Annotated in this window: 20 protein-coding genes; 11 read left to right on the top strand and 9 right to left on the bottom strand. The window is 42.2% G+C overall.

The window, feature by feature from the left end:
- Positions 1–124: 124 nt before the first annotated feature.
- On the top strand, positions 125–337 hold the full coding sequence (locus tag F6K46_RS30165; RefSeq protein ID WP_293064559.1) for a hypothetical protein: 213 nt from the start codon (positions 125–127) through the stop codon (positions 335–337).
- A gap of 494 nt (positions 338–831) precedes the next feature.
- On the opposite strand, the gene F6K46_RS30160 is transcribed toward F6K46_RS30165, so the two are convergent.
- Positions 832–1,680 (bottom strand): hypothetical protein, encoded by an 849-nt coding sequence (locus tag F6K46_RS30160; protein WP_293064562.1) that lies wholly within the window; start codon positions 1,678–1,680, stop codon positions 832–834.
- A gap of 305 nt (positions 1,681–1,985) precedes the next feature.
- Here F6K46_RS30160 and F6K46_RS30155 point away from each other — a divergent pair, with 305 nt between their 5' ends.
- Both F6K46_RS30155 and F6K46_RS30150 read left to right on the top strand, forming a co-directional pair.
- Positions 1,986–3,974: a tetratricopeptide repeat protein gene (locus tag F6K46_RS30155; protein WP_293064564.1), complete on the top strand. Its 1,989-nt coding sequence runs from the start codon at positions 1,986–1,988 to the stop codon at positions 3,972–3,974.
- 145 nt (positions 3,975–4,119) lie between these two features.
- Positions 4,120–4,314 (top strand): hypothetical protein, encoded by a 195-nt coding sequence (locus F6K46_RS30150; RefSeq protein WP_293064567.1) that lies wholly within the window; start codon positions 4,120–4,122, stop codon positions 4,312–4,314.
- A 43-nt stretch (positions 4,315–4,357) separates the two neighbouring features.
- Here F6K46_RS30150 and F6K46_RS30145 read toward each other — a convergent pair whose 3' ends face one another.
- The 5 genes from F6K46_RS30145 to F6K46_RS30125 form a co-directional block, all read right to left on the bottom strand.
- The gene (locus F6K46_RS30145; RefSeq protein WP_293064570.1) at positions 4,358–4,540 is read right to left on the bottom strand and encodes a type II toxin-antitoxin system HicA family toxin; all 183 of its coding nucleotides are present in this window, start codon (positions 4,538–4,540) and stop codon (positions 4,358–4,360) included.
- Positions 4,530–4,751 carry a type II toxin-antitoxin system HicB family antitoxin gene (locus tag F6K46_RS30140; protein WP_293117649.1) on the bottom strand — a complete coding sequence of 74 codons (222 nt, stop codon included), beginning with the start codon at positions 4,749–4,751 and terminating at the stop codon, positions 4,530–4,532. Before F6K46_RS30140 ends, F6K46_RS30145 begins: the two co-directional genes overlap by 11 nt.
- Positions 4,752–5,441: 690 nt before the next feature.
- A complete protein-coding gene (locus F6K46_RS30135; RefSeq protein ID WP_293064576.1) occupies positions 5,442–5,951 on the bottom strand; it encodes a hypothetical protein in 510 nt (169 codons plus the stop codon).
- A gap of 101 nt (positions 5,952–6,052) precedes the next feature.
- Positions 6,053–7,009: an alpha/beta hydrolase gene (locus F6K46_RS30130; RefSeq protein ID WP_293064578.1), complete on the bottom strand. Its 957-nt coding sequence runs from the start codon at positions 7,007–7,009 to the stop codon at positions 6,053–6,055.
- Complete coding sequence (locus F6K46_RS30125) at positions 7,000–7,158, bottom strand: hypothetical protein (RefSeq protein ID WP_293064581.1); 159 nt, start codon at positions 7,156–7,158, stop codon at positions 7,000–7,002. Before F6K46_RS30125 ends, F6K46_RS30130 begins: the two co-directional genes overlap by 10 nt.
- Positions 7,159–7,486: 328 nt before the next feature.
- Here F6K46_RS30125 and F6K46_RS30120 point away from each other — a divergent pair, with 328 nt between their 5' ends.
- From F6K46_RS30120 to F6K46_RS30110, 3 genes are all read left to right on the top strand, one after another.
- Positions 7,487–7,900 carry a GFA family protein gene (locus F6K46_RS30120; protein WP_075901005.1) on the top strand — a complete coding sequence of 138 codons (414 nt, stop codon included), beginning with the start codon at positions 7,487–7,489 and terminating at the stop codon, positions 7,898–7,900.
- A gap of 32 nt (positions 7,901–7,932) precedes the next feature.
- Complete coding sequence (locus F6K46_RS30115; RefSeq protein ID WP_075901003.1) at positions 7,933–8,436, top strand: DUF1772 domain-containing protein; 504 nt, start codon at positions 7,933–7,935, stop codon at positions 8,434–8,436.
- 980 nt (positions 8,437–9,416) lie between these two features.
- The gene (locus tag F6K46_RS30110; protein ID WP_293064586.1) at positions 9,417–11,000 is read left to right on the top strand and encodes a calcium-binding protein; all 1,584 of its coding nucleotides are present in this window, start codon (positions 9,417–9,419) and stop codon (positions 10,998–11,000) included.
- A gap of 291 nt (positions 11,001–11,291) precedes the next feature.
- On the opposite strand, the gene F6K46_RS30105 is transcribed toward F6K46_RS30110, so the two are convergent.
- Positions 11,292–11,696: a CU044_2847 family protein gene (locus F6K46_RS30105; RefSeq protein ID WP_293064589.1), complete on the bottom strand. Its 405-nt coding sequence runs from the start codon at positions 11,694–11,696 to the stop codon at positions 11,292–11,294.
- 198 nt (positions 11,697–11,894) lie between these two features.
- On the opposite strand from F6K46_RS30105, the gene F6K46_RS30100 reads away from it, so the two are divergent.
- Positions 11,895–14,498 carry a caspase family protein gene (locus F6K46_RS30100; RefSeq protein WP_293064591.1) on the top strand — a complete coding sequence of 868 codons (2,604 nt, stop codon included), beginning with the start codon at positions 11,895–11,897 and terminating at the stop codon, positions 14,496–14,498.
- 4 nt (positions 14,499–14,502) lie between these two features.
- On the opposite strand, the gene F6K46_RS30095 is transcribed toward F6K46_RS30100, so the two are convergent.
- Positions 14,503–15,294: an IS5 family transposase gene (locus F6K46_RS30095; RefSeq protein WP_293064594.1), complete on the bottom strand. Its 792-nt coding sequence runs from the start codon at positions 15,292–15,294 to the stop codon at positions 14,503–14,505.
- Between the two features lie 164 nt (positions 15,295–15,458).
- Between F6K46_RS30095 and F6K46_RS30090 the strand changes: the two genes are divergently transcribed.
- The 4 genes from F6K46_RS30090 (at position 15,459) to F6K46_RS30075 (ending at position 21,060) form a co-directional block, all read left to right on the top strand.
- Positions 15,459–17,795: a PQQ-binding-like beta-propeller repeat protein gene (locus F6K46_RS30090; RefSeq protein WP_293064597.1), complete on the top strand. Its 2,337-nt coding sequence runs from the start codon at positions 15,459–15,461 to the stop codon at positions 17,793–17,795.
- Between the two features lie 803 nt (positions 17,796–18,598).
- Entirely contained in the window at positions 18,599–19,798 is a 1,200-nt protein-coding gene (locus F6K46_RS30085) for an ISAs1 family transposase (protein ID WP_293064600.1), read from the top strand.
- A gap of 301 nt (positions 19,799–20,099) precedes the next feature.
- The gene (locus tag F6K46_RS30080) at positions 20,100–20,309 is read left to right on the top strand and encodes a hypothetical protein (RefSeq protein ID WP_293064606.1); all 210 of its coding nucleotides are present in this window, start codon (positions 20,100–20,102) and stop codon (positions 20,307–20,309) included.
- 355 nt (positions 20,310–20,664) lie between these two features.
- Positions 20,665–21,060 (top strand): metalloregulator ArsR/SmtB family transcription factor, encoded by a 396-nt coding sequence (locus F6K46_RS30075; RefSeq protein WP_293064603.1) that lies wholly within the window; start codon positions 20,665–20,667, stop codon positions 21,058–21,060.
- Here F6K46_RS30075 and F6K46_RS30070 read toward each other — a convergent pair.
- On the bottom strand, positions 21,061–21,272 hold a 212-nt coding region (locus F6K46_RS30070; RefSeq protein ID WP_293117646.1), incomplete at its 5' end, for a hypothetical protein. It lies immediately after the preceding gene.

Below are 21,272 nucleotides of genomic sequence, written 5' to 3'. Positions count from 1 at the left end.
TTCGGTGGCCGCTCATCAGGATTCACCATGGCTCAATTACTTGTCTGTTCTGAGTTTCACACGACTCGAACCCTGAGGCAATCCCCCCTCTTGACAAAAGGCTTTTTCTCTTAACTTGTCACCAATGGGCGATCGCACACTCAAGCCCATCTCGACATCTCCTGGCTTGTCCCGTCCAGGTGCAGCTGCGATGCGCTATGGGCAGCCAAAGGCGATCGCACACCCAAACCCCATCTCTCTACATTCCCTGGATTATCCCATCCAGTGCAGCTGTCAGCTTTCCCTAACAGAGATTAAACTAATGCTCACCTCTTTCATTCAAAAGCTATTCAGGTAGTGTGCGCGTAGCGCATTAGCTGATAACTAATAGTTTAATGCTTACTTTACTTTTGCTTTATTCTCGATTCCAGCTATTACCTAAACTAGTTACAATTATCAAGTTTAACTGTAACTAATTATTACATTAGAAATAATTTATATCGATTTTTTTGATTTTAAACTTTACAACAACCCTAGGCACTATTTATAATATATTCATGGCGAAAAGAGCTGCGCTTTTCGCTTGACCTGCCACAAGCGCGGCTCTCTCCCAAACCACAGTTTAGGTAACTCTATCATAATGGCAAAGACACGATTTATTCATCATCAAGCTCGATTATCACGAAGCTATGGAGCCTCTTGAGCAGCTTGGACAAAAGAGGGAACCGAAGCAGGAAAATTCCTATCCCTATCCCATCACGGAACGAGAGCAAATTCTAATCCGACTGTAAGGAGGACAGAATTAATTCTTAATTCTTAATTCTTAATTCTTAATTCTCCAATGCGAACTAATTAGTAAATCACTGCACCTGGTCCTTCAGAAATACCAGTATTGGGTACTTCTTCGTCTCCAACCCATTCAGAGCCATTAAACACATTACACCACATCCATCCACTGTCCTCTCGCCCTTGATGTAACAGGTAAATTTGGTCATTATATACGACTGCTGATGGGCCAGCAGTTATCCCAGTTTTATGTATCTTGTGATCTCCAGCCCACTCATTGCCATCGAAGATATTGCACCAGAGCCAACCGTTATCACCTCTGCCCTCGTGAAACACGTATACTTGACCGTTGTAGACTAATGCATCTGGATCATCGGTCAACCCTGTGGCGCGTACCTCTTTATCTCCAGCCCACTCATTGCCATCAAAAACGTTATACCAGAGCCAGCCACTATCCCCTCGTCCTTGGTGGAACACATAGAGGAGGTCATTGTATACTACTGCTGATGGACTAGAGGTAATTCCGGTTTTAGGTACCTCTTGATCCCCAGCCCACTCATTGCCATCAAAAACGTTATACCAGAGCCAGCCACTATCCCCTCGTCCTTGGTGGAACACATAGAGAAGGTCATTGTATACTACTGCTGATGGGCCAGCAGTTATACCAGTATTACCAATTTCTTTATCTCCAGCCCACTCATTGCCATCAAAAACGTTATACCAGAGCCAGCCACTATCTCCCCGTCCTTGGTGGAAGACATATAACAGGTCATTGTATACTACTGCTGATGGATCTCCTGTCATGCCAGTTTTATGAACTTTTTGATCTCCAACCCATTCATTGCCATCAAAAACGTTATACCAGAGCCAGCCACTATCTCCTCGCCCCTGATGAAATACGTAGATGTTGCTCATTGTTTGTTTCCTAAATTGTCTCTAGTTAATCATACTAGTACAACAATACACCTATAAACATTCTAGAAAGAGCCTGGGGTACGGCAGGGCATCTCGGAACCTGGATTGACCGTAGCTCAAGCTAATTAACTCTATAGCGAGACAGACTTTACTAGTTGCTCCCGTCCTGTGTTAAAGAAAAAGTAAATAATAGTCTTAAAAACCATCATCACTAATAAACTCCTAAAAAAGGGGGTGCAGACATTACTACTATCGTGATAGTAATAAAGTTACTTACCCCCTAGAAAATAGGGAGGTTACTAGCAATGGCAAGTAAAAAGAAAACCGGCTTGAGTAAAAGTAGTGGTTTTGGAATTAAAAGCTTAATGCCGGAACTTCGCAAGGCAAGAGCTTTGATGATAAAGCAAAAATGGGAAAAAGCCCAGGTAGTTCTGGAGAATTTGAGTAATAACTACCCCCATAATGCAGATGTTCTCTCCGATTTAGTAAATGTCTGTTATGAATTAAAGGATTTACCGGCTTATGAACGTGCTTGCGAAATGCTGGTAAAAGTAGACCCTAAAAATGCAGATGCAGCATATGGCCTGGCGGGAGGTCACTATGCTAACCTGCATCCAATACTTGCCCTGGAAGCCTTTCAAAATGCTGTGAGTCGTTTTCCCAACCATGATTTGGCGGATGATGCCCGCGAAGCCATCGCAGACTTAGATTCTAAGGTGGATGAACTCTTGGCTGAAATGAATTTAACGCGCTCCGATGGTTGGGAGATTGCGGTATTACACGAACGCGCTCAAGCTTATTTAAGCCAAGGGGAATATGAACAAGCACAATTGGCAAATGAAGAGTTACTTCAACTACGACCTGATTTTGTGTTTTCTTACAATAACTTGAGTTTGATTAGCTTTACCTTGGGGGATAATGATACAGCAATCGCCTATTGCCAAAAAGTCCTGGAAATTCAACCAGACAATATCCATGCCCTTGGGAACCTGACTCGCTACCATATTCTCAATGGTGATATGGAACAAGCAAAAAGTACTTGTGAAAGATTGATCAATTCCCAAGCTAAGGGCTGGGACGTGTGGACAAAGAAAGCGGAAGCCCTCTCGTACTTTGGTGACGACCAAGGAATTTTGCAAGTTTTTGAGCAAGTTAAAGCTTCAGGAGAACTCTCAGGAACGTCGTTTACGGGGTTGTTTTCGCACCTGGTAGCAGTAGCACTAACACGTCAGGGACGTATAGATGAAGCCCGTAAATTATGGTTGCAAACCCCTGAAAACACGGAAGGGTCAAAATTAGCACAGGCAAACCTGGAAGACTTGAAGAAACCAATTGGTGAACGTCACGCACCTTGGGCATTCCCCTTGACTTGCTGGTTAACACAAAAGACAATAAAAGAACTATCAGCTTTGGCAGATTCCCACTCCAAAAAAAAGGGTCAACAGCTTTTAGGCAAAACCACCGAGGATTATTTTGATTCACATCCCCAGATTAACACTCTTATACCCATACTACTGGAGAGAGGAGACCCCCAAGGAAGAGAATTTGCTTTTCGCTTTGCTAGTTTGGCCAAAACTCCGGAAATGCTAGTAGCACTGCGGGACTTTGCCATCAGCCAGCACGGTCCTGATGCCATGCGTTATGAAGCTGCGATAACCGTGTCTGAAGCCAAACTGTTGCCCCAAGAAGGTGTAAAAATGTGGTTTCAAGGTGAATTGCAAGAGGTTAACCTAATCTCCTATGAGCTTCACGACGAGCCCACTGTGGCGAATCATTCCCGTAAAGTCAAAAATCTGGGGGGTAAAGCTATATCGTTGATGACAAAAGGAGGAGTAGAAAAAGCGGTAGAGGCAGAAAAAATACTGCAAAAAGCTTTGGAAATAGAACCAGACTCACCAGATTTACTCAATAACTTAGCTGGTACCTATCAAATGCAAGGACGCACAGAAGAAGCCTACAACCTTTTGTCAGAACTATCATCAAAATATCCTGATTATCTATTTCCAATTATATCTCTGGCAAGGTTGAAAATCAAAAAAGGAGAAATTGCAGAAGCAGAAGCTTTGCTCAAGCCTCTAATATCTCGCAAGCGCTTTCAGTTTTCGGAGTTTAGTAATTTTTGCACTGCTCAAATTGAATTATTCATGGCGAAAAAAGACAAAGATAGCGCTCGTAAGTGGTTGCAAATGTGGGATAATTTAGACCCGGAGAACCCTGAATTGCTGCCATGGAAACTTAAGTTAGATGGGGATAATTTATTGAATAAGTTGAAGTCGATGGTCAGTGGCTGGTAATTTAGTGCTTTGACACTCCCCGCCCTATATAGCAATTCTACGACTTAATGAGGTACAAAGCGATCCCCCTAAATCCCCCTTAAAAAGGGGGACTTTGAAGTTGATAAGTGTACCTCCTAACTGCAATATAGCGTTTATCATAGCTATGAGGTACACATTATTTTTTCCCTCTTCCCTCTTCCCTCTTCCCTCTTCCCTCTTCCCTCTTCATTCTTCCCTGCTCCCTGCTCCCTGCTCCGAAGTCCCTAAAAACCAGAGATTTGTACCTCATGGGTATAAGACTTGCTATAAATGCTATAAGAGCTTTGAGTTGATCAAATTCCTTCTCACTAATCCCTAACTGCTTCAGTATTTCTCGAAATAACCAACCTCCAATCTCAGCATTACCATGAACAGGAATAGTGGTTGACCGTTTCTTGATGCAGTCGCTCATGGGGGAAACCCCCAAGACCGCGCTGCATCGCTCCATCCGGATGCTTCCAACGGGCATGACTTCCTTTTTGACGAACTTTCTGAAAGCCTAATTGTTTAGCAACTTTTTCTAAGGTTTTAGCTTTAGCTGGCATGAAAAACAGTTACCTCGACATCATCAGGTAAATTTTTGCCTTCTTCGAGGTATTCTTCTTGAATCATCTCAAAAACAGGATTTAATTCACAGAGGGCTGCCTCAGGAGTTTCTCCCCAGGCATGACATCCTTTAATCGCTGGAATATAGGCCACAAAAGTTCCGTTGTCATCGGGACGTAAAATAATTTTATAGTCCTTTAATGATTTCATTTGTTTGGCAATTTTATCTAGTTCGGTAAGCCTAGGGCTAGGAATTTCCACTCCTTGTGGTTTCTATAGCAATTCTCTATGCCATGAGGTACAAATAGATCCCCCTAAATCCCCCTTATCAAGGGGGACTTTGAGGTTGAGAAGCGTACCTCATAAATTCTATAAACGCTATATATCCTGTCTTCGTGTTGGATTTGTTCAAGGGACAGTTTTTTAACTTTTTCTATGAGTCGATTTTCGCTTAGTGCTATTTGCTGTCATGATTAATTACGTTTTTTTGATTATATTTTTTGAATTACTATAACACGATCGCTCTTAGCGGAAGCTGAGGCCAAAGGCCACGCTTTGCGAACGCTTCATCGCCTTTGGCGGCTGCTTTGCAGCATCGCACTTACAATTAAAGAGAAAATCTTAGGGTAACAAGCCTGAATATTATAGTGTCGGTAGAGCGCGATCGCAACTAGTGAGGAGGTAAGCATTCAGCTATCAGCCGTCAGCCGTCAGCTTATTTTATTCAAAAGCACCATTAGTAACGTACGCTATGGGCATAAACTGTTCCCATAGCGTGGCCACAGACCTTTAGCACCGATTGCACTACTTGAGGTGCTGCGCGAACAGTAGCGCATTAGCTGATAGCTGATAGCTGACGGCTGAATGCTTACGTGAGGAGCAATGGAATGATTGAGTTGATCACTCCCATGCGGTGAGTACAATAGCATTGCGAAACTCATCATACCTATCTGATAATTCTTCCTCCTTCTCAGTAAGGATATCTATTGCTTCCTCTTCGTCTTCGCTCAACTCTTCTAAGGGTATGGCCGCTAGTAGTGTTCGCTCTTCTAGTACTCCAATCATTCCGAACAATTGATCGCGGTAAGCGTCAAAAAAATCTACATCATATAGGTTAGCTAGAACAGCAGCCCGCCGCTTTTTCCCTTTCTTCCTTGCTTTCTTGATCTTCTTTTGCTGCTTTTGAGAGCGATGGTATTTATCATCCCCCATTCCAGAGTGAACGGGAAACTCTCCCTTCACTTCTTGGTAAATGAATGGTAAATCACGAAAGAAAAACTCTTTCTCGTCCTGACCTAGGCGATATCCAGACATCTGAATGATACAATCAGCGGTAAGCATTTGCTCTTCTACCTTTGATACTATTGAGACTGTGAAACAAGTGATCGCATCCAAATGGGTGCGATGCACTGGTCTTTGTTGATTAAGATTGGTAAACGTCTAATGCTAGTTGGACATCCAGTAACTGCACGTCCTGGGTTAATCGGTGCAGTTACAAAGCATTTATACTACTACTCAAAGCTAGAAATAGCATCTCCGACAACTTTTACAAACTCATAGGTTGACTCATAAGGCAAAACATTACGACCAGGAATTTTACGACCTTCACCTTGAGGAAGATGCTTGATATACTGAGCTAGTCGGTCTTCTGGTGTTTCAGATTTCCCCAGCTTACTAATACTTGAAGCTTGCTCTCCTACTACTACTAGGGTAGGTTGAGATGTATTAGCGATCGCCTGTTGATAGTTTTGTCGCCAAAAGCCAGCCAAAAAAGAAAAAACTGCGTAGCGGCTAGCTGGATTAATTGCTCCCTTTTGGAGATTATCTAACCATTCCTTATCTACTGTAGAACTCTCAGCAAACAGTTTATCTTCCGAAAACTTTTGCAGGAATTGACGGCGACGAGCATAACGAAAGAAGGCACTACCTAAAGGAGATTCGAGGAGATTCCAAGCAACTCGCTGCTGCCAGTATTGAGTTTCTGCTGTCATCAGAGACCAAGACGGAGGACCTGAGAGTACTAACCCTTGAATATAATTTGGTTCAGTTTGCTTTTGGATCAAGGTAAGTGCCACAGGTAATAAAGCCCCTTGCACTAGCAGAATCACCGGTTTTTTGACTACATTTGTTAAAAAATATTGTAACTGGTCAGCCCAATCTATAGGGTAGTAAGCAACAGGGGGCATTTCGCTTTCGCCACATCCTAGCAAGTCGGGATTATAAATTAGATGACCATTGCCAGTGTTCAACCACTGCTGGCAAAAGCGATGCCAAAAAAAGCGTGATAGTCCAACACCAATAGGATGGACTAATAGTAGAGGAGTTTTCGTCTTAGCACTTTCATCTGTTGGGGTATAGACTTCATAGGCACAACGGTAATTATGCCAAGTGTAGAATTCTTCTTTATGTAAGGATTTTTGCCAATTATCTGTATTGGGCGAACTGGAAGCAGAAGAGTTCAATGCCATCTCAAATCCCTCAAAAGTCTTGTGGGTATTATAGCAATTCTAAAACTTATGAGGTACAAATATATAGATTTTAGGGAACAGGGAACAGGGAACAGGGAACAGGGAACAGGGAGCAGGAAGCAGGGAGCAGATAATAGTGAATAAGTCAAAACAATGTGTACCTCATAGTTATGATAAACGCTATATAGTACGTTGTCATCTGCTCAAGATCTGAGTCTAATGGGACTAGGGAAGACTTTTGAATTCTCTGAAAAATTCATTTAATTTTGTGGAACGCTCCGCAAAAATCCTGCAAACCATGTCCAATCACTTGAGATCTGGTTTTGAGTCTGGTGCATCAATAGAATCCCCCATCCAGACTGCCCCCACCTACCCTAAGGCACACCCCAAGGCACACCCGCCAGTAACAATTTCATCCCTGCAAGAAAGCTGATTAAATGTAAGCTTTAAGTTGATCACCAATTTAAGGAAGTTCAAATGGAAGCTACAGGACGTTGTTTATGTGGTGCTGTCACATATGCCGCCAAAGAGGTAGAGACGGACGTTCATAGTTGCCACTGTGATATCTGTCTGCGATGGAATGGTGGACCGGGTTTTGCAGTGAGTGTTGGTCAGGTCAGCTTTAACGGTGAGCAGAACATCACTCGATTTGATTCATCAGAGTGGGCAGAACGCGGTTTCTGTAACCGTTGTGGCACGAATCTTTTTTATCACTTGAAAGAGGCAAACCTGTATGTGCTTTGGATGGGTACTTTTGACGACTTAAAGCCATTTAAGCTTGCCAGGGAAATTTACATTGACAAGAAACCTGCATTGTATGATCTCGCAGGTAATCATCCTCGACTCACTGGCTCCGAGTTCATGGCATCCCTTAAAGAAATGGAAGAATAGTTCGGAATCAATAGAACAGACGAGGTTTTCCCATGTCAATAGAAGGAGTTTTTCAGATTACATTGATCTTGGCTACATTGCTGTGTTCTCTGGTAGCAGGCTTCGTGTTTGCTTTTGCTGTAGTAGTCATGCCGGGTATCAAGACTTTAAGTGACCGGGAGTTTATCCGAGCTTTTCAGGTAATGGATGGCATTATTCAGAATAATCAGCCGATTTTTGTGTTGGTCTGGGTGGGTTCAATCTTGGCTCTAATGGCTTCAGGGATACTTGGCATCGGGCAATTGGAGGGAGCGGAGCGTCTGCTCATAATCTTAGCGGTGCTTGCTTACCTTCTAGTTGTTCAATTGCCGACTTTCACCATTAACATACCCTTGAATAACAAACTGCAAACGCTGAATATTGACGAGATGGATGAAACTGCACAAAAAGCGGCTCGTATGGACTTTGAACCACGTTGGCTCCTATGGAATTCAATCAGGACAACCTTTGCCAGCCTGGTATCTAGCCTGTTAATAATTCTATTACTCAGACTTTGAAGAAGTTGGATCTGGGGTCTGTACCCAAATCCGCTTTAATAAGACTATAGGGTTTCTCATAGCTACGAAAAACCCTATATATCCTGTATTATTGTTATATTTGTTCAAGGGACAGTTTTTTAACTTTTTCTATGAGTCGATTTTCGCTTAGTGCTATTTGCTGTCATGATTAATTACGTTTTTTTGATTATATTTTTTTACTTAGTATAACACGATCGCACTTACAATTAAAGAGAAAATATTAGGGTAACAAACATGAATATCAAAGGTTTTGGGTGGTGCGTTCCTCATAATCTATCGGGTGAAGCAGCAGAATCTAGTAAGCTTTTCAGGGCTCATGTCGCCCCCTCAGCTGAATGTGATGCGCTATGCCAAGTATGGATAGGGTAAGGCGGGGGTCAGGATGGAGTGCGATCGCACCTGCGGAATGTGGCCTCGATCAGCCAACCTAAACAGGCAATTCCCCTCCCGCTAACCCTCCGGGTATAACGGGAGACCCCTTGCCTGTTTAGGTTGGGCAAACACAGGACTTGAGTCGATGTACATAGTCCATTTTGTCAGATTTACGCTACCTGAGTGAATTAGTCCAACTACTATCGAGACGCCTTGTATGTAGATACCTGATATCAGCCCATTGTTTGGATTGACCCAATAACCTAAGAAGGGCATTATAGATACGGGAGTTTTCGCTTGTCATCCTGTCTGAGTAATGTCACCCAGTCAGAATATGACATTTGTAGCCAATTTGAGAAGGTAACACCTTCCATCAGTGGGAAAAGATGCTTCCATCAGTGGGTTTGGATGAGTGTTCGTAGGGTAGCGCACCGCTACACCGATTCCTGCACCGATCGCCCTATGTGAACTTTTGTCAGTCAACCAGCTTTCGGTTCTGAATTGATCAGTCATTTAAGGGTGCTGTTATTGATATCAGCAACATAAGTTTTGATTTTTATCACTGTTTTAAATCAAGGAGAAATACCATGGCAATAATTTCAGGTACTGTGAATAACGACAGCCTCAATGGTGGAGGTGGTAGTGATCTAATTGATGGTCAACTTGGCAACGATACTCTCAATGGTCAAAGTGGCAATGATACTATCATTGGTGGGGTGGGTAATGATATTATCGATGATTTTTTTGGCAATGACATCCTTTTTGGTGGGGAAGGTAATGATAACCTCGATGGTGGACCCGCCTCAGATACTATTTTTGGTGGGAATGGTAATGACACTCTTTCTAGTGGAACAAGTGGAGTTTCAAGTACCAATATCCTTTTTGGTGAAGATGGTGATGATCAGCTCTTTGGAGATGGCAATGAAATAAGAACTGGATTTACACCTTCAATTGATATTCTTGACGGTGGCTCTGGTAACGATACCCTCTTGAGCCGAGGTCTTAGTGACACTCTTAATGGTGGAGATGGCGATGATCTTCTAGAGACCCGAAGAGACGGTGATGACATTCTTAATGGTGGAAATGGCAATGATACTCTCAACGCCGATGGAATTTTATTCTCAAGCTCTAATCCTAATGTGACATTAAATGGTGGGAACGGTAGTGACTCTATTCGTGGTGGATTTGGCGACGACAACCTTAACGGTGGTTCTGGAAATGACACTCTTAGTAGTGGTCTAGGTGATGACATTCTTAATGGTGGGTCTGGAAATGACTTCTTCTTTGGTAGCTTTGGAAATGACATTGCAATTGGAGGTGGTGGACAAGACAGATTTGACGCCTTCGGTGGAGGGAATGACATTATTACTGATTTCGGAGGTGTTGGCACTGGGACAAACCCATCTCAAGCTGTTATTGACGAAGTCGATATCATAGAGTTTTCTGATTCAGGACAGACCGCAAAAAATTTACTTCTCACTCAGAATGGAAGTGACTTAGAGATTACCTTTGAGGGAAATAGCAGTGATAAGGTGGTTCTGAAAAACTTTAATCTTGAGGATCTCGATAACCTTTCACAAGGCATCGGCAATATACTGTTCGATAACGATTTGACAATTCAAGATAGCTTTGATGTTGTTAATGCGAATCAACTTCGTAGCACCGTCTTTAATCCCAATACAGTAACCTTCCTCAATGATTTAAATAACAACACCTCTGGCTTCAACAACTCGGATGACGTTATCAATGGTCAAGGTGGTAACGATACCCTTTCTGGTCTCTCTGGAAATGACCTGCTGCGAGGTGGTGATGGTAATGACAGCCTTGTTGGCGGTAATGGTGTTGATACCCTTGTTGGCGGTAATGGTGTTGATACCCTTGTTGGCGGTAATGGTGAAGATCTACTCGATGGAGGTAATGGTCCACTGAACACTCTCACTGGTGGTTCCGATGCCGACATATTTGTGTTGAGAAGTACTCAAAGTCAATTTATAACTGACTTTGAAGTTGGTATAGATAAATTCTTCTTAGATGATGGTCTAACCTTTGGGGCTCTGTCATTCACCCAACTTCCTAGCGCAACTACTATCGAAGCAAACAATAGCACGATAGGTTTAGTAGAAGGGGTAAGTGAGAGCGCCCTTAACAACATTTCCAACTTTATGAGTTAGAACCAGGCTTAACTCCTAAGAAACACATGGGGTAGGTGTTGAAATCAGGGTTGCCCGATGTAACTAATACTTCTGGGGATTGAGATGTTCGGAAGTCCTGAATGTGATGCGCTATGCCAAGTATGGATAGGGTGAAGCGGGGTTCAGGATGGAGTGCGTACGCTCTCTTTGAACATGCCTACGCACTCCATCGGTAAATGTGTTTACCCTGGGGCTAACGGAAACTGGTTCAGTTACTTGCAAGCGATGAAGCTTCGCTTCCGCTAAAAGCGAACGCGTAATTTGTTTTAACTAAGTTTTGGTTTCAACTTGCTTAGAAAGCTCACACTCTACTGTGATTTTGAGATTACTTTTAGCCGTCCCTTTGGTAACATAAGGAATCCCCGCTTCTCCCCCTAATTCTATCCCAAATTCTAGGGTAACTTTTTTAACGTTAGGTATTGGCTTTTTCTTAAACGCATTTAAGCCAATAATGGTGTAAGCCCGGATCGTACTTTCAATGGTTTGAGCGTGTTGTATTATTTGCCGTCGTAGCCTTTCAGGAGAACTCATCCCCTTGTCGGTGAGGGCTTCTTCTTCCTCTTCCTCTTCGTCTTGGTTGTCTGGGCTGCTTACCGTAGGAATGTCTAAATCTTCTGTAGCTTCAACATAAATAATTGTGCCATCCTCTAGCTGAATTGGCGTTAATTGTGTCATAGTATGGTATTTAATAAATGTAAGTATTGAGCTTAAGCGCTACGCGAACAGCGGTCAGCGGTCAGCGGTCAGCCGTCAGCCGTCAGCTTATTTTATTCACAAGCTGTTTGGTGTAGCTTAGCCTATGGCTAATGGTTGATAGCTTACAACAATTGTATTCCTATTAATTATTTATTTATCATTAAAAAGCTGGTTGTTATGAGTCGGAATGCCTTAGTAATAGGAATTAATACTTACAGCTATGAACGCCTCAATAATTTAACGGCACCTGGGCGGGATGCAGAAGCTATAGCCCAATTACTAGAGAAGTATGGAGACTTTAAAGTAACACGACTCCCGGCGGTTAAGGATAAACAGAATAATACCATTCGCGTTGGTAAAAAAACAAAAGTCACTCTGACTGAGCTAAAAAAAACAATAGTACAATTGTTCAAACCAAATGGGAAACCCCCAGATACGGCGCTACTCTATTTTTCTGGGCATGGACTACGGGAAGACCTGGGTATATCAGAAGGCTTTTTGGCAACTAGTGATGTTAACCCAGACATGGGTTCTTGGGGTTTATCCTTACAATGGCTACGGCGACTACTACAAGAAAGTGAAGTAAGGCAGCAGGTTATTATTTTGGATTGCTGTTATGCAGGAGAAGTACTAAATATAGCAGAAGCAGACCCTGGAGACCGGGGTAAAGGCAGAGACCGGTGCTTTATTGCTGCTTCTCGTGCCTTTGAACTGGCCTATGAAGACATTGGTAGTAATCATAGTGTTCTCACCTCTGCACTGATCAAAGGATTAGAACCAAGCCAACAGCGGTGGGTAACTAACTATTCCTTAGTTGATCTACTCACTCAACAACGGAATGCTTTTCCCCAGCGTCCTATTTTTAGTAATTCTGGTGAACCGATTAATCTGACTCGCAGGTGGACAGCAGCAACAAGACAGTTGGCTGCCTCGGCAAAAAGTATCTGTCCTTATAAGGGTTTGGCTTATTTTGATTGTACGGAAGAAGATGCCAGGTATTTCTACGGTCGTACTGCCTTAACGGATCAATTGTTGGAAAAGGTGCGTGTTGGTAATTTTCTGGCTGTCTTGGGAGCGTCTGGTAGTGGGAAATCTAGTGTAGTTAGGGCGGGATTGTTGTATCAGTTACAACTGGGACGGAGGTTATCGGGTAGTGAAAGTTGGCAGATAAAAATCCTTCAGCCGGGTGAACATCCCCTCAATTCCTTAGCACTAACCTTTGTAGATTCTGGGTTATCTGATATCGAACGGGGGACTCAATTAGCTCAAGCCGAGGATTTGATCTTAAAGGGTTCTGAAGGGTTGAGACAATTAATCGCTGTGACCGATACCCAGCGGGTGATACTGGTAGTTGATCAGTTTGAAGAAGCATTTACTTTGTGTCAGGATAGCTCAGAAAGACAACAGTTTTTTGAATGCTTATTAGGAGCTTTACCTAAAACCGGGGATAAACTCTGCTTGGTATTGACGATGCGAGCAGACTTTTTTGGTAAATGTCTTGAACAGGACTATAGCGGATTGGCACAGCAGATTCAAGAACATGGAATTGCTGTGATGCCCATGTCACCAGAGGAGTTAAGACAAGCAATTGTAGAACCAGCCAAACAGGTAGAATTGGAGATTGAGCCAGAACTGGTAAAGGAAATACTGGCAGATGTAGCGGATGCGCCAGGATATCTTCCATTGCTGCAATATACCCTGACACGACTGTGGCAAGAAAGCACTGATAACTGTTTGCGGCTCAACACCTATGTCAAATTGGGTGGTGTGATGGGTACTTTGCGTCAACGGGCGACTGAGGTGTATGAGCTATTTTCAGAAGAAAAACAAGCAGCAGTTAAGCATATTTTTCTAGCACTGACTCAGTTGGGGGAAGGGACAGAAGATACCCGCAGACGAGTATTAAAGCCGAATTTAGTGAATCAGCGCTATAACGAAGAACTTATTGATACGGTAGTTCAGAAATTGGCTGATGAAAAGCTAGTTGTTACTACTGAAATGGTAGGTAAAGGAAGAGAAGCAAAGAGAGTAGCAGTGGTGGATGTTGCCCATGAAGCTTTGATTCGTCATTGGAGTCTGTTGCGGAGTTGGATAAGTGAAAACCGGGATGGGATGAGAATAGCCCGTAAGATTGAAGCAGCGGCTGAAGAGTGGAAAAGGGAAGGTAAGCCAGAAGAAATTTCTTTTTTACTATCAGGAGCAAAATTAAGTAATGCTGAGGATTATTTCGCTAAAGATCTTTGCCAGGGTCAACTTAATAGTGATGCACAAGAACTTATTAAGATTAGTCAAAAAGTCCGCGATAGCATAATTGACAAACAAAAACAACGTCAACAGGAAGAGAAACAACGTCAAAAAAAACTACTAGAGGAGTCTGAAGCCAGACGAAAAGCAGATGTAAAAGCTCGTCAATTAGCAGAAGAAAATCAGAAGCAACTTAAGCTTTTGTTGATCTTGGTTATAGTGGGCGGAATTATTGCCGCTTTTTTTGGCTTAAAATTTCGGAAACAGGCAATTAACTCAAACTTACTAGCACAAGCAGCCAATATCAAGTATTCTCTATCAGTAAAACCTACTACAAAAGAATTGATCCAAGCTATTGAAGCAACCGCTCAAATTAAAGATTACCAAAAATCCTTACAAGCAAAAGTAATCTATTTAGAACCAAAGGTTATCAATGAAGTTCATTCTAGCTTGTTAACAGCTTTAGATAAGGTTCGAGAAAGGAATCTTTTACAAGGTTATACTGCTGATGTCACTGAGAGGATGTCTGAAAAGTAATTGGCTACGCCAACCGTCTAAGCATAATCCGAATCATGGCAACTCGAATCATGGTTTCAGAAGTTGCTGGTAAGACTTCATAATCTTTGCTTAAACGACGACACCAATTAAACCAACCAAAAGTCCGTTCCACGACCCAACGTCTTGGTAAGACCTCAAAACCTTTAACAGTATCTGAGCGCATCACGGTTTCCAAAATCCAACCATAAACATCCATCACCCATCTCATAAAGCCTTCACCTCGATAACCACCATCAACCCAAATTTTGATTAAGCGGTGACATCTGTCTCTAACTGCATGAAGTTGCTTGAACAATAATTTGGCTCCCTCTCGTTCTGGTAAAGAAGCTGCGGTGACGGCTACAACCATTAACAAACCTAAGGTATCTACCAACACATGACGCTTACGACCTTTAACCTGTTTCGCGCCATCATAACCCACTTCCAGATGAATCATGGTTGCTGTTTCTACTGATTGACTGTCTAAAACTGCTGCACTCGGACTCGGATCATGGTCTTCTATGACTCGTACCCATTTTCGTAAGTGTTCGTGAATGCGTTCCCAATCACCATTGATACGCCATTGCCGAAAGTAATGATAGACTGTCTTCCATTTGGGAAAATCGTGAGGTAACAATGACCAAGCACATCCGGCTACCAATACGTAAAAAATGGCATTGACTACCGAGCGCATCTCTACGCTTCTGGGACGACCTCCTGATTTGGCTGGCGGTATTAGTGTTTCGAGCAATTGCCATTGTTCATCAGTTAAATCGGTACGATATGATTGATTCATTACTTCACTCTCGTTATCTGTCCAAAATTGCTATGGACAGCTTATCGTGACGAGAGTTTTTCTTTTGATCTTGGTTCTTTCTCAATAGCTATCGCTGTTCTTAAATGACGCGATCGCAAAGCCCTGGCTTTAGCCAGACCACGAAGTGCCCCCAGAGGGCGATCATGCCAAAGGCATGCCCCTTCGCGATCGCATTTATTTTGACTTTTCAGACATCCTCTGAGATCGCTTTTAGTCCAGATGGCAAACAGATTCTCAGTGGCAGTGACGACGGAACAGTGCGTTTATGGAACACAGAATCCGGTCAACTAATCCATACATTAGAAGGTCATACTGATGATGTCAATGCGATCGCTTTTAGTCCAGATGGCAAACAGATTATCAGTGGCAGTTACGACGACACAATGCGTTTGTGGGACACAGAATCCGGTCAACTAATCCATACATTAGAAGGTCATACAAGTAGTGTCACTGATATCGCTTTTAGCCGAGATGGCAAACAGATTCTCAGTGGCAGTTTTGACAACACTGTGCGGTTGTGGGACACAGAATCGGGTCAACTAATCCATACATTAGAAGGTCATACAAGTAGTGTCACTGAGATCGCTTTTAGTCCAGATGGCAAACAGATTATCAGTAGCAGTAGAGACAAGACTGTGCGGTTGTGGGACACAGAATCCGGTCAACTAATCCATACATTAGAAGGTCATAAAGATTGGGTCAAGGCGATCGCTTTTAGTCCAGATGGCAAACAGATTCTCAGTGGCAGTTACGACTACACCTTGCGTTTGTGGGACACAGAAACCGGTCAACTAATCCATACATTAGAAGGTCATACACATATTGTCCGTGCGATCGCTTTTAGTCCAGATGGCAAACAGATTCTCAGTGGCAGTTACGACTACACCTTGCGTTTGTGGGACACAGAAACCGGTCAACTAATCCATACATTAGAAGGTCATACTGATGATATCAATGCGATCGCTTTTAGTCCAGATGGCAACAAGATTATCAGTGGGAGTGCTGACAACACCTTACGCTTGTGGGACACACAATCCGGTCAACTAATCCATACATTAGAAGGTCATACTGATGATATCAATGCGATCGCTTTTAGTCCAGATGGCAACAAGATTATCAGTGGCAGTTGGGACGACACCTTACGGTTGTGGGACACACAATCCGGTCAACTAATTCACACATTACAAGGCGGTAAAAGTTATGTCAATGCTATCGCCTTTAGCCCAGATGGCAACAAGATTCTCAGTGGGGGTGATGACAACACTGTGCGGTTATGGGACACACGATCCGGTCAACTTCTCTATGCCTTGGAAGGTCATACAGATATTGTCAATAATATCGCTTTTAGTCCAGATGGCAAACGGATTCTCAGTAGCAGTAATGACCACAGCTTGAGGTTGTGGGACAGAGATTCCGGTCAACTAATTCGCACCTTACAAGGCCATAAAAGTTATGTCAATGCTATCGCCTTTAGTCCAGATGGTAACAAGATTATCAGTGGCAGTGCCGACAAAACCTTGCGGTTGTGGGACGCACAATCCGGTCAACTTCTCCATAACTTGGAAGGTCATACAAGTTGGGTCAATGGGATCGCTTTTAGTCCAGATGGCAAACAGATTCTCAGTGCCAGTTGGGACAAAACCTTGCGGTTGTGGGACACACAATCCGGTCAACTAATTCGCACCTTACAAGGCCAAAAAAGTAATGTCTATGATATCGCCTTTAGCCCAGATGGCAACAAGATTCTTAGTGGCAGTTGGGACAACACAGTACGCTTGTGGGACACAGCATCCGGTCAACTTCTCTATACCTTGGAAGGTCATAAAAGTGCTGTCAATGATATCGCCTTTAGTCCAGATGGCAACAAGATTCTCAGTAGCAGTTCCGACAACACAGTGCTCTTGTGGGACACAGCATCCGGTCAACTTCTTCATACCTTAGAAGGTCATAAAAGTGCTGTCAATGATATCGCCTTTAGTTTAGATGGCAAAAAAATTCTGAGTGGGAGTGCCGACAAAACTTTGCGCTTGTGGGACACCGAATCCGGTCAACCTCTCCATACCTTACATGGTCATACAGATGGTGTCAATGTGATCGCTTTTAGTCCAGATGGCAAACAGATTCTCAGTGGCAGTAGGGACAACACAGTGCGGATATGGCGTAATTACTCTTGGCAAGAGGCTTTAAAAGAGGGATGTAATCAACTACAATTTCATCCTGACCTCGTTGCACCTAAAAATAATAAAGCAGGAGAAGCCTGTCTCAAGTATGCCAATTGGGAAGATAAAGCAAAAGCAGAGTTTATGGTGAGACAAGGTCGGGCTTTTGTTTTACAAAAAGAGCCAAATATAAAGAGTGCTGTTAAAAAATTTCAAAAAGCGCAAAAACTCAATCCTGACATCGACCTCAATCCATATACAGAGCAAATAGATAAAGACCCCGAAAAAGTAGCGCAACAGTTTGTAAAATTTGGGAAATAATCAATTCACAGTATTGATAAGGCTTATAACTGGGGTTACCGGGATTGGGAGGCAACACTTACGGTCGTTGGTACTAGTTCTAGGGTCGGGTTCAGGCAGCGGGACAGATTGCAAAACCAACAACCCGGTGCTAACACGCCCCCCCGTCGGGCAACACCCGAATCGCTTACAAAAGCTAACCCCTCCAGCCGAGGGAGACGGGAGAGGTTTCGCGTGTTGATTTTAGAGCTGATTTGTAAACTCGCTGTAATCCTTGTAGGATAAGGCTTGGGCTAAACTAGAACAATTGAACTATTTAATACCCAAAAGACAATCATAGCAAGGTTTTCAGGCTTATTAATATTTACTTTACAAATTAGCTCTAAAGTCAGAATAGGGAAAATTTAAAAAAATATTGTACTTCATTATAATAAAAATCGCTATATACCCTCTTATTTATCACCTCTTATTTATTCCATGTTTTATGTTATATAAAATCAAAACCATGGAATTTAAATAAAGATAAGCTTAGGTTTTATTTAAAATACCTTGCCCACAAAAAAAAATCTCAAAACCCTTGATTTTTTTTTATAATCGTTATGATTATAGTGTAAACACTAAACCAAAGGTGACCTTTATGGATTCCGAATTTCGCCCAAACCCCGAAAACAACCCTGAGGATATCACTCCCAGGGCAAACGCATCTAAATTAGATTGACAAATAAGCAAAAATGTGCTAAGCACCACCCAGGTTAAGTTGAGCACCAAATATGAGATAATGACTTCATGACTAATTTTTAAGAACTCGTTGGCGTGTCAGACAAATGAAAAATGGTTTTATGCCCGCTTTAAAACCACCCAAAAAAGATTACACTAGGAAGAATACTAACTTCTTAAAACCTCTTTTTTTAAACCATTTTGGAACCTTGACTGACCCAAGAATAGACAGAAGTAAAAAGCATTTATTAATAGATATTATAGCGATTGCTATTTTAGCTGTCATCAGTGGAGCGGACGGATGGGTTGGGATTGAAACTTATGGTCAAGCTAAATATGAATGGTTATCCGAATTTCTCGACTTACCAAATGGAATTCCATCTCATGATACATTTAGTCGAGTTTTTGCTAGACTAAATCCCGAAGAATTTCAACAAGGTTTTTTAAATTGGGTTAATTCGATCACGAAAAAATTAGGAGTAAAAGTCATAGCAATAGATGGCAAAACTCTCAAACAATCTTATGACAGAAATCAAAAGCAAAAAGCTTTACATATAGTTAGTGCATGGTCTGACTCTCACCAATTAGTCTTAGGACAACATAAAGTTAAGGAGAAATCCAATGAAATTACCGCTATCCCTCAATTACTAGAAATGCTATCAATTGAGGGAAGCATAATTACTATCGATGCAATGGGGTGTCAAAAAGATATTACCTCCCTAATTATTAATAAAAAAGCTGATTATATTTTGGCTCTAAAAGCTAATCAAAAAACTCTTTATGAAGAAGTAAAAACTTGGTTTGATTTAGCTATGAAGTCTGACTTTGTCGGAAAAGACTATAGTTATTATCAAGAAATAGAAAGTGGGCATAATCGAATTGAAAAAAGAGAAGTATGGACGGTGAATGTGTCTAGTTTAACCTGTCTTCATAACCAATCACTATGGACAGGTTTAACCACAATTGTGATGGTTAGAAGTGAGCGACGTTTGTGGAATAAAACAACCACTGAAGTTCGTTTTTACATAAGTAGTTTGGAAAATAATGCTGATAAAATTGCTAAAGCTATCCGCAGTCATTGGGGGATTGAAAACAGCTTACATTGGATATTAGATGTCACATTTTATGAAGATAGTAGTCGTATTCGCAAGGATAATTCTCCTGAAAACTTGGCTTTACTACGTCGTTTAGCTTTAAATCTAATGAAACAAGAAACAAGCTTTAAAGGAAGTTTAAAGATGAAACGCTATCGAGCAGCTATGGACAATAACTATTTAGTCAAAATTTTAGCATCTGCCAGTAAATAACTAGGGACTTGTTAGTCAAGTTTTATCCAAGAGAATAAGCCGAATATAAACCCAAATTTATGAGTTAAACACCATTACCAAATTAATTTCCTACTACCAATCTCTGTACCCCTTACATCGTAAGGCTTTGAGTTTTGGAAAATGTGTAATTAATTTTGTGCACCTGCTTAAGATTTCGGCAACTAAGGGAGGACGCGGTCAAAAATTTTTAGTCAGCTCCAATCCCTTGATTGTTAATAGTTAAAATTGAGAAATGTAGATTTTTAAATAACTTAATTAAGTTAGATGCGTTTACCCTGATATCACTCCTAGTAATAATCCTCAGGAATCTTCTCCAAAAAAATACCCTGTTAAGCACATTCTTAAGGGCTCCCGCAAGGCTATAATCAACACGATGCATGCCCTCTATGCACTACGTTACGCCGAAATTTCTGAGTGGAGTCCTCTGCAACCGACGGGCATTCCTGGAGAATTTATTACGATGATGACGAAGTACATAATTCTGGATTAACGGATTAACTTTCTGGGGGGGCTTTGCCCCCTGGCAAAATCATCGAGTCTGCTCCCATGGGAGTAGGTCCCGATAGGGTTGAAAACGGAATCAGATAAGGTCAATTTCCTAGCCGTGGATAATATTTCTGCGGCTATTTTTTTTGTTAAGAAGGGAATCGGGAATCGGGAATCGGAAATCGGGAATTGGGAATAGCGATGCGCTGCATCAAGAGGTGCGACCCGTGGCGAATTTAATTGTTAATGGTAAGAGCGCACTTAACAGGGAATCAACGTAAAAGAAAACTGTACCTCATAAATGCGATAAACGCTGTAGTATCATAGATCTAGAGATTAAATAGTAAATATAATTGATCATGACTGATTCTAGTTCCTTAAATAAACCAACTGTCCACTCTTCTGATGCTCCAAGCTGTGAGGAGTCCCTAGTTCATCTAGATAATGTGTGGCAGGTGCAGAGTAAGGTTCTAGCAACGGAAAAAGCGCAACAGATGGCAGAGTTTTTTAGCGTTCTTTCCGACCCCCATCGGCTAAAGTTGCTTTCAGCCCTCGCACAGCAAGAGCTTTGTGTCTGCGACTTAGCAGCGATAGTAAAAATGGGGGAATCGGCAGTATCTCATCAGCTACGAGTTTTGCGATCGCAAAAGCTAGTCAAATATCGCCGTCAAGGTCGCAACGTTTACTACAGCCTTGCCGATGAACATATTGTGACTTTTTATCGAGAAGTAGCTCAACACCTTGATCAAAGTTGATTATTGAGCAGAGATATAGCAATTATAAGACTTGTGAGATACAAATATCTGGGTTTTAGGGAGCAGGGAGCAGGGAGCAGGGAGTAGGCAAGAGGCAAGAGGCAAGAGGCAAGAGGCAAGAGGCAAGAGGCAAGAGGCAAGAGGCAAGAGGCAAGAGGCAAGAGGCAAGAGGCAAGAGGCAAGAGGCAAGAGGCAAGAGGCAAGAGGCAAGA

The sequence above is a fragment of the Moorena sp. SIO3E8 genome (assembly GCF_010692445.1).
Classification (GTDB): domain Bacteria; phylum Cyanobacteriota; class Cyanobacteriia; order Cyanobacteriales; family Coleofasciculaceae; genus Moorena; species Moorena bouillonii.
The sequence above is the reverse complement of the archived record's forward strand: the minus strand, read 5'-3'. Positions and strand labels throughout refer to the sequence as shown.